Origin of the sequence: Marinobacter sp. DSM 26671 (assembly GCF_900112835.1) — a bacterium.
Lineage (GTDB): Bacteria > Pseudomonadota > Gammaproteobacteria > Pseudomonadales > Oleiphilaceae > Marinobacter > Marinobacter flavimaris.
In genome coordinates, this window is record NZ_FONF01000014.1 from 98848 (window position 1) to 110532 (window position 11685).

10 protein-coding genes and 1 pseudogene are annotated in these 11685 nt (G+C 56.0%); 5 read left to right on the forward strand and 6 right to left on the reverse strand.

Annotated elements, in window-relative coordinates:
- The first annotated feature begins 51 nt into the window (after positions 1 to 51).
- The 4 genes from ileS to ispH are packed head-to-tail and all read left to right on the forward strand — an operon-like array spanning position 52 to position 4825.
- Positions 52 to 2871, forward strand: a complete 2820-nt coding sequence (gene ileS, locus BM035_RS15480) for an isoleucine--tRNA ligase (protein WP_092033001.1) — start codon at positions 52 to 54, stop codon at positions 2869 to 2871.
- Positions 2871 to 3383, forward strand: a complete 513-nt coding sequence (gene lspA, locus BM035_RS15485) for a signal peptidase II (RefSeq protein ID WP_092033003.1) — start codon at positions 2871 to 2873, stop codon at positions 3381 to 3383. Before ileS ends, lspA begins: the two co-directional genes overlap by 1 nt.
- Positions 3384 to 3400: 17 nt before the next feature.
- Positions 3401 to 3853: an FKBP-type peptidyl-prolyl cis-trans isomerase gene (gene fkpB, locus BM035_RS15490; protein WP_008170725.1), complete on the forward strand. Its 453-nt coding sequence runs from the start codon at positions 3401 to 3403 to the stop codon at positions 3851 to 3853.
- A gap of 18 nt (positions 3854 to 3871) precedes the next feature.
- Positions 3872 to 4825 (forward strand): 4-hydroxy-3-methylbut-2-enyl diphosphate reductase, encoded by a 954-nt coding sequence (ispH, locus tag BM035_RS15495; RefSeq protein ID WP_092033006.1) that lies wholly within the window; start codon positions 3872 to 3874, stop codon positions 4823 to 4825.
- 31 nt (positions 4826 to 4856) lie between these two features.
- On the opposite strand, the gene BM035_RS15500 is transcribed toward ispH, so the two are convergent.
- The 6 genes from BM035_RS15500 to pilV form a co-directional block, all read right to left on the reverse strand.
- On the reverse strand, positions 4857 to 5288 hold the full coding sequence (locus BM035_RS15500; protein ID WP_169054489.1) for a type IV pilin protein: 432 nt from the start codon (positions 5286 to 5288) through the stop codon (positions 4857 to 4859).
- Between the two features lie 30 nt (positions 5289 to 5318).
- A complete protein-coding gene (locus BM035_RS15505; protein ID WP_092033008.1) occupies positions 5319 to 5687 on the reverse strand; it encodes a hypothetical protein in 369 nt (122 codons plus the stop codon).
- Between the two features lie 32 nt (positions 5688 to 5719).
- Positions 5720 to 9220 carry a pilus assembly protein gene (locus BM035_RS15510; protein ID WP_092033011.1) on the reverse strand — a complete coding sequence of 1167 codons (3501 nt, stop codon included), beginning with the start codon at positions 9218 to 9220 and terminating at the stop codon, positions 5720 to 5722.
- A gap of 64 nt (positions 9221 to 9284) precedes the next feature.
- Entirely contained in the window at positions 9285 to 9794 is a 510-nt protein-coding gene (locus BM035_RS15515) for a pilus assembly PilX family protein (protein ID WP_092033013.1), read from the reverse strand.
- On the reverse strand, positions 9794 to 10918 hold the full coding sequence (locus BM035_RS15520; RefSeq protein WP_092033016.1) for a PilW family protein: 1125 nt from the start codon (positions 10916 to 10918) through the stop codon (positions 9794 to 9796). The genes BM035_RS15515 and BM035_RS15520 overlap by 1 nt, the downstream gene beginning before the upstream one ends.
- Positions 10915 to 11460, reverse strand: coding sequence for a type IV pilus modification protein PilV (pilV, locus tag BM035_RS15525; RefSeq protein WP_175497405.1), 546 nt, complete (start codon positions 11458 to 11460; stop codon positions 10915 to 10917). The genes BM035_RS15520 and pilV overlap by 4 nt, the downstream gene beginning before the upstream one ends.
- 15 nt (positions 11461 to 11475) lie before the next feature.
- Between pilV and BM035_RS15530 the strand changes: the two are divergent.
- Positions 11476 to 11685: pseudogene (locus BM035_RS15530) on the forward strand (ISNCY-like element ISMaq5 family transposase); the annotation flags it as partial.

An 11685-nucleotide genomic window follows, 5' to 3' on the forward strand; every position in this document is an offset into this window, starting at 1 on the left:
ATAAATGACCGACCCAAACTGACCAAGACCAAAAGAGTACGCACACAAACCATGAGCGACTACAAGCACACCCTGAATCTGCCGGAAACCGCCTTCCCCATGCGCGGCAACCTGGCCAAGCGCGAGCCGGAAATGCTCAAGCGCTGGCAGGATCTCGACGTCTACGGCAACCTGCGCAAGCAGCGTGAAGGGCGGGAAAAGTTCATCCTTCATGATGGCCCTCCTTACGCCAACGGCAGCATTCACATTGGTCACGCGGTCAACAAGATTCTCAAGGACATGATCGTCAAGTCCCGCAGCTTCATGGGCTATGACGCGCCTTACGTGCCGGGCTGGGACTGTCATGGTCTGCCGATCGAGCACAAGGTGGAGCAGGAGATTGGCAAGGCCGGTGTGAAGGTGGATTACAAGACCTTCCGCCAGGCCTGTCGCGACTACGCCACCAAGCAGATTGCCGGTCAGAAAACCGATTTCATTCGCCTGGGCGTGATGGGGGAGTGGGACAAACCCTACCTGACCATGGATCCCAAAGTTGAGGCGGGTATTGTTCGTGCCCTGGGCAAGATTGTCGCCAAGGGCCACCTCGTGCGTGGTTACAAGCCGGTTTACTGGAGTGTGGTGGGTCAGTCCGCACTGGCAGAGGCCGAGGTTGAATACCAGGACAAGACCTCGACCCAGATCGATGTGCGCTTTACCGCGGTTGACCAGGCAAAAGCCCTGTCACTGTTCGGCACCGATAATGGCAATGGCGATGTGTCCGTGGTTATCTGGACCACCACGCCCTGGACCATTCCGGCTAACCAGGCCGTTTCCCTTAATGCCGATCTGGACTATGCATTGGTACAGACCGATGTCGGGCACGGCCCGGAGCGGATGATCCTGGCTGCCGACATGGTCGATGGCATCATGGCCCGCTGGCAGGTTGAGAGCTACGAAGTGCTGGCAACCTGTGCTGGCGCGGCTCTTGAGAATCTGATTCTCCAGCACCCGATCTACGACAAGCAGGTGCCGGTGATCCTGGGTGATCACGTGTCCACCGATGCCGGTACCGGCGCGGTTCATACCGCGCCTGACCACGGTATGGAAGACTTTGAGGTGGGCAAGGCCTACAACATCGGCACTATCAACCTGGTTCAGGCGGATGGCACCTACACTTCGGCCGCCGGTGAGCTGGCCGGTGTACACGTTTACAAGGCCGATGAGCCGGTTTGCAGCGCCCTCGAGCGCGAGGGCAAGCTGGTCCGCTCCGAGAAGTTCCGTCACAGCTATCCCCACTGCTGGCGTACCAAGACCCCGCTGATCTACCGGGCCACACCCCAGTGGTTTATCAGCATGGATAAGGAAAACCTGCGCGCTGATGCCCTTGAAGCGATCCAGGGTGTACGTTGGGTGCCGTCCTGGGGTAAGAACCGTATCGAAGCCATGTTCAACCAGTCGCCGGACTGGTGCATCTCCCGTCAGCGGACCTGGGGCGTGCCCATCACCCTGTTTATCCACAAGGAAACCCAGGAGCTGCACCCGGACACCCAGAACCTGATTGAGCAGGTGGCCCAGCAGATCGAAGAGGGCGGTATCGATGCCTGGTACGAGCTGGATGCGTCGTCCCTGCTGGGTAGTGATGCCGAGCAATACGAGAAGGTAACGGATACCCTGGATGTCTGGTTCGATTCCGGTGTCACCCACGAGTCTGTCCTGCGGGTTCGCGAGGAGCTGGGCCAGTTCCCGGCGGATATGTACCTCGAAGGCTCAGACCAGCACCGTGGCTGGTTCCAGTCGTCCTTGAAAACCTCCATCGCCATGAATGGCGTGGCGCCTTACAGGCAGGTTCTGACCCACGGCTTTACCGTCGATGGCAAGGGCCACAAGATGTCCAAATCCCTGGGCAACGTGATCGCGCCCCAGGAAGTCATGAACGAGCTGGGCGCCGACATCCTGCGCCTGTGGGTGGCCGCAACCGACTACAGCGGCGAAATGACCGTGTCCAAGGACATCCTGCGCCAGACCGCCGATGGTTACCGCCGGATCCGGAACACCTCCCGCTTCCTGCTGAGCAACCTGACCGGATTCGATCCGGAGCAGCATATGGTCGCGCCGGAAGACATGATCGCGCTGGATCGCTGGATGGTGGACCGTGCCCTGCAATTGCAGGAAGAGCTGCATGAGGACTATGGCAACTACGCCTTCCTTCGGATTTACCAGAAGGTGTACAACTTCTGTGAAGCCACCCTGGGCGGCTTCTATCTGGATATCATCAAGGATCGCCAGTACACCACCCAGGCTGACAGTCTGGCTCGTCGTTCCTGCCAGACAGCCCTGTACCATGTGGCCGAAGCGCTCGTTCGCTGGATTGCCCCGATTCTCAGTTTCACCGCTGATGAAATCTGGCAGCACCTGCCTGGCAAGCGCAGCGATACCGTGTTCTATGAAACCTGGTATGAAGGCCTTACTGCGTTGCCGGATAACGCCGAGCTTGGCCGCGACTACTGGCGCGAGATGTACAGTGTGAAAGAGGCCGTCAACAAGTGCCTGGAGGAAGCCAGGGCACGGGGTGAAATCAAAGGCTCTTTGAGTGCCGAAGTCACCCTGTTCTGTGAAGGCGATCTGGCAGCTGATCTGAAGCACCTCGGTGAAGAGCTGCGCTTTGTTCTGATCACTTCAGAGGCCAGCGTTAAGCCAGTTTCAGAAGCCGGCGATGCGGAAATGACTTCCCACGAGGGTCTTCGAGTCAACGTAGCACCGGCTGCCCATACCAAGTGCGAGCGCTGCTGGCACCACCGGGAAGACGTCGGCCGCAATGCCAAGTACGACGACCTCTGTGGTCGCTGTGTGACCAACGTGGAAGGGCCCGGCGAAGCCCGCGCCTACGCCTGATGGAGGCGACCATGGCTGAGCAGGTCACCGGGAGCAAATTGAAGTGGCTTTGGCTGGCGGTACTGGTGATCGCTCTGGATCTCGGCACCAAGGCCATGGCCACCGCCATGCTGACTTACGGCAACCCGGTTCCGGTGATTCCGATGTTCAACCTGACGCTGCTGCATAACACTGGAGCAGCGTTCAGCTTCCTGGCCGGCGCTTCTGGTTGGCAGCGCTGGTTCTTCGTAACCCTGGCGCTGGTGGTCAGTGTGGTACTGATCTACTGGCTGAAAAATCTACAGCGCCATGAGACCTGGACCGCTGTTGCCATCGTACTGATACTCGGCGGCGCCTTGGGCAACGTCTACGATCGGGTGGTGCACGGCTACGTGGTCGACTTCCTGCACTTTTACTGGCAGGACTGGCACTTTCCCGCCTTTAACCTGGCCGACACCGCGATCACTATCGGTGCCGCCATGATGATACTTGATATGTTCCGCAAACCCGCCGATTCGGACGGGGATGCGTAAAGGAGTGAGTAACTCTTATGAATGAACTGCCTGTCGACAAGGGTACCCGGGTAAAACTGCACTTCGCCCTGAAGTTCCCGGATGGCGAAGTGATTGATTCGACCTTTGAGAAAGAGCCGGCGTCCCTGGAAATCGGCGATGACAACCTGCCGGAGAATTTCGAGGCCTACCTGATGGGTATGAAAGCTGGTGATAAAGGCAGCTTCCAGGTGCCGCCCGAGAAAGCCTTTGGCCAGCACAACCCGAATAACGTACAGACGTTCAAGCGCCATGAGTTCAGCCCCGATATGGTGCTGGAACCCGGCGTAATGATTTCCTTTGCCGACGCGCGCCAGAGCGAGTTGCCCGGTGTTGTCAGCCGTGTAGAAGGTGACGAAGTGGAGGTGGATTTCAATCACCCCCTGGCAGGGCGTACACTGACGTTTGAAGTAGAAATCATCGACGTGGAACCGGCAGGCCCGGCCCACTAACCAGAATAGCAGGTTGATATGCAGATCCGACTCGCCAATCCCCGAGGTTTTTGTGCCGGCGTGGACCGCGCCATCGAAATTGTAAACCGGGCGCTGGACGTGTTCGGGGCGCCTATCTACGTTAGGCACGAGGTGGTCCACAATAAATTCGTGGTGGATAACCTGCGCAACCGTGGCGCCATTTTCGTGGACGAGCTGGACGAAGTGCCGGACGACAAGCTTGTTATCTTCAGCGCCCACGGCGTCTCCCAGGCAGTGCAGAATGAAGCAGCGCGCCGTGGCCTGAAGGTCTTTGACGCGACTTGCCCGCTGGTCACCAAGGTTCACCTGGAAGTCATGCGCTACAGCCGCGACGGCCGGGAATGCGTACTGATCGGCCACCATGGCCACCCGGAAGTGGAAGGCACCATGGGGCAGTACGACCACAGCAATGGCGGTGAGATTTACCTCGTGGAAAACGAGGAGGATGTTGCCAACCTCGAAGTTAAAGACCCCGGCAAGCTCTCCTACGTTACCCAGACCACCCTGTCCATGGACGATACCGCCCGCGTCATTGACGCGCTCCGCGCAAAGTTCCCGGAGATCCAGGGCCCTCGCAAGGACGATATCTGCTACGCAACCCAGAACCGCCAGGATGCTGTGAAGCAGTTAGCGGGCGATTGTGATTTGATGCTGGTGGTAGGCTCGCCGAACAGCTCTAATTCAAATCGTCTGCGTGAGCTGGCGGAGCGGATGGGCACGCCGGCCTATCTGATTGATGAGGCCTCCCAGATCAATGCTGCCTGGCTGGAAGGTAAGACTTCGATTGGGGTTACTGCGGGAGCTTCTGCCCCCGAGGTTCTGGTGAACGAAGTTATTACCCGTCTGCGAGAGCTTGGCGGCAGCGTTCCGGAGGAAATTGCCGGGCGTGAGGAGAATATTGTGTTTTCTATGCCGCGGGAACTCAGAATCGATGCAGTCGATCTTAGCTGAACTCTCCAGCATCGATCCCGAGTTTGCACTGCTACCAGCAATTAGCTATCGCTGCCCCCCGATTGCCCTGCTCATCCAGTGTTAGTGTGCCACAGTCGTCATTGGCTTGCGCGGCAGTAGGTGCTGCTTGGAGTGTGTACGTATCCCTGGTTGCGTTCCCAACGAAACTTATGTCGTAGAAGGCCGTTCCCTCCTGGGGTGATTGGGTAAAGGGAAGCACAGGATTGGCGCCAGCGTCCCGGTAATCGAACCCGTTCGAGTAGCGTCGTTCCATCCACTGACTCAACTCCAGCAGGTCGGCTTGGGCCGTGGTTCGCCGGGTTTGCTCTACCTGATTTTGATACAGTGGAAACGCGACTACTGCGATAATGCCAATGATCGCGACCACGATCACTAACTCAATGAGGGTGAAGCCGCGATTTGCGCTGGGTGAAATTGTACTGACATCCTGTATACGTAGCATTAACAAGCCTCGTTCATTCGAAAAAAGTCGTCAATCTCGGGACCGAATTGAGATGATGCGTAGAGTTCTCCCTTTGGCCTCAGGATCCACCTCAAAATAGATCTTCAGCCCTTCATCCAGCTCCTTGACCAATCTCTCTCTGGACCAGGAGGCGCCGTTGAACCTTACTACAGCGGCGAGCTCAACAAGCTGGTCGTCGATAACTACAGCTCGCCCATCTTCTGAAACTCGGTTTACCACCCCGGCCAGTTCCCCAGAATTATCCTCGCCCGCCCCGACTACGAGAGGGGTTTGAATCGTCCTCTCAGCACTGGAAGAAGGTCCCGTGAAAAGCAGGGATGCCAGAGCCATGGACAGCACCAGCACAAATTTGTTGCGTTTGGATTCTGAATCACGCATAGCAATTCCCTTTAAGTAAGAGGGGGCAGCTCCTAGCGGAGCTGCTCCCAGGTTTGCCTACCAATGTTGTTTTCTAAGGCCTTGCCACAGAGTGCTGTCGTGCAGGGATCATCGCTGTCTATCTTGTTGGGATCAGTGATGAATGCTTCTGTATCGCCCTCGGTTATAGTCCGGACTTCTGCGCCTTGACCAATGTTTATACCGCTGGGAGCGTCGCCGCCGCCGCCGCCGCCGCCGCCGCCGCCGCCGCCGCCGCCGCCACCGCCGGAACCGCCGCCGGAACCACCAGATCCGACTAGATCTCCCGTAGTGAACTCGCCATCACTGTCGAGATCGAAGACTGGATCAGTCGGAGCCGCGCCGGAAATGAGGTTAAGATCCATAATGAAGCCGGTCCGGCCACTCCCGCAAGGGTTTGAATCTGGTATCAGGGTGCTGAATCGAACCCGATCCGGGAAAATGCCGAACGGATAACTGGATCGACTGACTACTCGTTCACCCGTTTTCTGAGAGTTGTAGATTAGGTCGAGATACCAGCCTTGCTCGGATGTCAGCACGTTACTGGAGGTTTCCCGAACGATATAGCTGTTGTTGCCCGTTCCATCAGTACGAGCGACCTGCACACCGTTTTGAGAGGTGATGGTTTGTTCGAGTAAGTCGCCGCGATCAAGCCCAGACTGATTGAGGTCGTCCCTGATTGCGTAAAGGCTCTGAACCTGGTCTGTTGTATCATCGCCAGTTTGTATAAAACTGCCCGTTCCGAAGGTAAGAATCAGTTCGTCAAGATCAGACGGGTTTACGGTCAGTCGAGGCGCTGAGGTAATAGGTTGAGGGGTTCCGGATTGATCAGTAGCTGTGAACAGCTTCGTAACTGACCAGGAACTGACTTGCTTCTCAACGAAGCTGAACCGCCAGATGTTACCTTTCAGGTCGCCGGCATACGCATACTGGGAAATGGCGCCGCCGTCGGGAAAGCTGGTCAGGACCGGTGCCGCGAGGCCGTTTGAATTGCCGCTCCCCCCTACACCGGTCTCAAACTGCTTGAGAAGCGCTCCATCCGAAAGGCGAACGACGAATAGGCTGGCAGAATCGTCAGTACCGTTGTAGCCATTGCCGAAGACAGCCGCCCATTCGCCGTTGGGAAGGCGTGCTATTTCAGCATTACTGACGCCATACCCTAAATCTGGATGACTGAATTCCCAAAGGACGCTATTTTCGGTTACAGCGGTTGGGTCCGTGATATCAATGGCGAAGACACTGCGTCCACCGGCACCCATGGTCCCTACCAGGATTGTTCTCCATTGACTTGAGCCATTAATATCAACGTAGGCATCGAGGGCCGTCGGCGTACCATCTACGAAGTAGCGGTGGTCGTAATCCGATTCGATAAGGGAGGAAATTTGTGCGTGGGTTTTGCCCGGTCCCGGGCGTAAGAGCTCACCCGGCATGAAGGCAAACAGCTCGTCACCGGTTTCACTGTCGAAAGCATGCAGCATGCCGTCGTTTGCGGCGACGTACAGTGCTTTGGTTCGGCTTTGATAGTCTGTAGAGGAACGGAACGCCCCATAACTTGTACCCTCATTGCCAGGTAAGCGACGGAATCCATAGTTGGGGTTGCCGACGAACAGCGGATTTGCGTTCACTATATCGCCGAGCAAGCGGCGGACCGTTGTGCCGGATTCGTTAGTGAAGCTGCGATCGCGGAAAGTCGGGTGAACGTTGGCGGCACCTCGAAGCCAATTGATTCTGTCGCTGCCAAGGTTGTCTAGCTGGCCAGGATTCTCTGGGTCTGCATTCAGCGCCGCGATCTGGGCCGCCGCAAGATCCTGAATATCCTTGAGCTGGACCGCGTTACTGCCATTGAAAGTAAAGATGTTGCGGTTGGCTGGCAGAGTCTGGCGCAACTGCTCTTCAGCATCCCAGATCTGGGATCCCGAATCGAAGTTGAAGCCAATTAGGGTGCCTGACCAATCCTCGCTGCGGAACCCTGCGAAGAAGCCAGCGGAGTCGGTTCTCAATACCGCAGAGCTCACCGCAGCAGCGGATGATGAGGTTTCTGCTCGCGCGATTACCGTGTCAAGAAACCCGGAGATTTCTCTCGAGAACTCATCAGGATTTTGGGCACTTGCGAATCCTCCACGTCCATTAACCGCAGCGTGGAGCAAATCATCAATGTTCTGTGAGCCAGCGTTTGAAGAGGGCTCTGGCCAGTTAATGGTGTTCCCGTTGCTGATTGCAGCGAAAGCATCTGATTCGCTGACGGAGCCCTCGACACCCAAGCCGATGGTGAAGGTGGTCATGTGCTGCCAAAAGGCTTCATCAATCCCGGCCGTCGGTACCTTATCGTCGAGATCGGGGCGGAGGTCGTTTTTCCAGTACTCCATGGCAACGTCTGCCAGAGTGTTAGAGTGGCCATCGCTGAATGGGGACACGGCTTTATAGTCGAAATCGTCCCCGGTGGGGTCTGGATTGGTATGGGAAGGCCCGGGTGTCCCGTCGGAGTTTCCGACAGAGGGGCTGCTTCCGTTCCAGATGCCGTCCGTCATCAAAATGGCGTAGCTCGGACGACATTCCACATGCGAATTGGTGTCGTTGGTACCTGGTGTATTCCCCCAGGGCCCGGGATTGTCTGTTCGCGAGTAGTATGTGCCCACATCTTTAAGAGCCGTCCGCAGCGGTGTTCCACCCGATACGTTCTTGGTTTGCAGCCAATCCAGGAATTGTTCCCGGCGGTTTGTGTTAAACGGCCGAACGCCACTGATGAGTGTGTTACCGGTAACTCCATCAATCGTGTTGTTGTTGGAGTTTATTGCACCGTATCCAACCCGGATATTTTCGGGGAGATCAAAGAATGCCTCACTGATACCGGCACGTGATGCAAAGTATCGGAGCCGGTAGTACGAAAACCAGTTTGCAAAGTTCTGTTGTTGTTCAGCGCTTTCGTTCGCCAGGAAAACCAGAGAGTAGCAACTGTTGTTCTTTGGGTTGGTGTCGCAGGAGGCGGACGAATTGAACTGGTAGTAAAATGCGCCATTCCGAAAATCGAAACGTGATGTCTGGTACCTGTTGGCCAAGTCGACCGAACCGGTTTGGGAGTACCCATTGACCCAGGCACTAGTGAAGTTCGAATCTGGCCGTCGACCAGTTCCGTCCGGTTTGAACGGTGGGCGGTAGGCTATGTTCGGATCGTAATAGACGGTATTAACAGCGCTACTATAGTACCAGTAATTCCGAACACTAATGGATCGGAAGTTACCGTTTCCATCGCGGTAGGTAAACGGGCCGTTGTTATCGATGTAAAGGCCCAAATCGGACCCGACGCTGTCAGGCATATACTCCCAACCCATCGACCCAGAATCATCGAAAACGAAAACCAGGTTCGGGTCCACGGATTCTTTGAGAAAAACCGGCGCGGAAGCAAGGTTCACATTTGCGACGGCGGCATTCATTGTCCCTGCAGACAGTGCGAAGGCCAGAGCGGCATGTCCAATCTTGCTGGCGCGCCGCGAAAAACGAGGGCTGGTAATTTTCATAACATCTCCTCCTGTTGGGAGAAATAAATCAAAAAATGCCTATTGGTTCGCTCCCGCGAAACGGTCATTCTGGAGGCAGCAGCGCGGTTGACTGAAGAACTGTAACCGCTTCTGCGCTACCACCTTCAGCCCGGCTCGTAATCTGGAAGCGCTCAAAACACGGTTCCGTTGGATCGATGGAGCAAACATCTGCCAAGCGTGCCTGGTGGTAAACTGGCTCAGAATTCACTTGAACGCCGACATTGCCATTGCCTGATGGGGCTGGGTTTGCACCATCCCAGTCCCAGGCCGTTGTCAGCCTTGCGGTTACAGTCGCTGCCTGACGAGTTGCCAAGGTGTTCAGAATATCGGCCTCACCCTGTCTCAAGGCAGTTTCTGCGGCCTGGAAGGAAATTGATCCATCGTGGGCATTGCTCGCCATGCGCTCCTGCATGATCGAACCTTGCATACCGCCGACAGCCAGCAATGAGATCAGAAGCAGCATAACCAGTGCCACTATGAGCGTGGCTCCACGCTCACGATGAGATGGGTGGTTAACTTTGGGTGCACTGGAAAGGTTCTGGAAACTAGCCATTACATTCTCCCCCGGATCGCGGTTGTTCCGACGGACACCAGTCTCACACGACGATCCCCGTTGTTAGCTTGCGCAACTTGGCTCCCAAGCATGTCGAAGTTCCGATTATTTGGTTCGTCCAGTACCTCATCCTGGCTCCGGGTCATTACCGAGAAACGCACGCTCACGACCGTGTTCCAGTTGGCGATCTGGTCGGCAGGAAGGTAGTCGTCGGCTGCATTAGTTCCGGCGGTGTCGACGCCGTAGAGGATCTGCAGTGTTTCGACGCCTGAAACCATTTCCTGTGGCGCCTCAAGCGGCGTGAGTAGCCGACGGAACAGCGCAGGCTCCCCGTTCGTGCCCTGACCTATGTAGTAAGCGGTTGAAGTGAATTCGTAAACTCGGGTTTGAGGTTCGTATGTTAGGTTAAAGTTATTTCCGTTATTGCCCGGGTTTACGTTTCCGCCTGCCATGGTGATTGAGCTGGAGTTTGCGTTGTTGGACTTTTGGAAAAGCTCTCCCGCAGAGCAGTCTCCGAGTGTTGCCAGTACCACCCTGTTGACGGGGACTCCTGAATTGTCGACCAAGTTGATACTGTTGCCATTCTGTGGATTTGCGGCATTGACTGGTACTCCGAGCGGGGTCATCGCGTTGACCACGAGGACATCCGAATTCGTCACCACAGAACCAGCAAGATTGGCAGGCAAGTTCGCTCCTGCCGTCCCTGATGCCCAGTTGCCCGCACCTGGTGTCGCCATCGCGTCCGCCAGAGTTACATTATCGCCCGGTCCAGTATTATTGTACTCCCATCCTTGAAGGGCCTGCGCAAGCGGAACTGTCAAGCCGCCGTTGAGGCGGTTGTCAACAACCTGGTCCAGGGGCCTCCCCATCTCAGCCAGACAGCCAAAACTACCCGCTGACCGAAGGTCCGGTGCCATGATAGCTGACACGAATCGTGTGCTTTCCTGGGCATGAGCTAAGCCCTGAGTCTGGCGATAGGTTTCATTCCCGCTCAGGTATATCTGGGTAACTCCGAGTGTCAGGATAAGGCCAAGGGCCGTTGCGATCAGAAGCTCAACCAGGGAGAGGCCAGATTGCGCCGACACGAATAGCTGCTGAGACTGGGTTGATGATGAAGTGATCAAATCTGGGTCCTCACTACAACAGGATTCATGTTCGCGTCGTTCTGGTCCCAATCAATGGTGACCGTGACAACGTTGCCGTTGACTGTAACCGCGCGAGTAGCTTCCGGCAGCAGGCAGGCCAGGCTGTTTTCCCAGGCAGCAATGTCATTGGCTGCTACCGTTGCGTTCGCGGGGACGAAGGAAGTGGCACATCCGCCATTGTTTGCCCCTTGTGCATCGCCCTGTGCCAGTGCGTAGTCATTCGGCGTGTCAGGATTAGCTCGAATACGGTCGAACAGATCTTCTGCCAACAGAACCGCCTGGCTTCTGCTCTGTGATTGGGTGTTCATCTGGAGAGAAACGACCTGTGTCGATGCCACGCCGAGAATGCCAATACCCAGAATGAGCACGGTAATCAGGATTTCAATCAAACCCAGTCCGCACTGGCTAGTGCCCATCCAGAAATTAGCAAGCCTCTGATTTCCAGATAAAATTCTGAGAATAGATAAAAAAATCCTCTTGGCTTTGGTATGTTTTAAGTGCGACCAAAAAACATCAAACAACCAAGAGGATCCAGCATGCGAGAGATCCGCAATGCTCAGGTCAGTATATTCGAACATTACTCGAATCACGAGTATGGCGTCCGACTCCGGAAGCTGTCGGAGGTCCTGGACAGGCAGCCCGAGATTCTTGAGCTGGTGGCGGCAGATTTAATCGATGCTTCCGTTTCAGCCGTTGGGCGATCCGGTCTCAGCGCAGAGACTGTTCTGCGTTGCATGGTATTAAGG

What these genes read in the sequence shown, in the direction of transcription:
- BM035_RS15505 (WP_092033008.1), bottom strand. Translation starts at nt 5,687, where the DNA reads ATGCGTGATTCAGAATCCAAACGCAACAAATTTGTGCTGGTGCTGTCC.
- lspA (WP_092033003.1), top strand. Translation starts at nt 2,871, where the DNA reads ATGGAGGCGACCATGGCTGAGCAGGTCACCGGGAGCAAATTGAAGTGG.
- BM035_RS15500 (WP_169054489.1), bottom strand. Translation starts at nt 5,288, where the DNA reads ATGCTACGTATACAGGATGTCAGTACAATTTCACCCAGCGCAAATCGC.
- fkpB (WP_008170725.1), top strand. Translation starts at nt 3,401, where the DNA reads ATGAATGAACTGCCTGTCGACAAGGGTACCCGGGTAAAACTGCACTTC.
- ileS (WP_092033001.1), top strand. Translation starts at nt 52, where the DNA reads ATGAGCGACTACAAGCACACCCTGAATCTGCCGGAAACCGCCTTCCCC.
- ispH (WP_092033006.1), top strand. Translation starts at nt 3,872, where the DNA reads ATGCAGATCCGACTCGCCAATCCCCGAGGTTTTTGTGCCGGCGTGGAC.
- BM035_RS15510 (WP_092033011.1), bottom strand. Translation starts at nt 9,220, where the DNA reads ATGAAAATTACCAGCCCTCGTTTTTCGCGGCGCGCCAGCAAGATTGGA.
- BM035_RS15515 (WP_092033013.1), bottom strand. Translation starts at nt 9,794, where the DNA reads ATGGCTAGTTTCCAGAACCTTTCCAGTGCACCCAAAGTTAACCACCCA.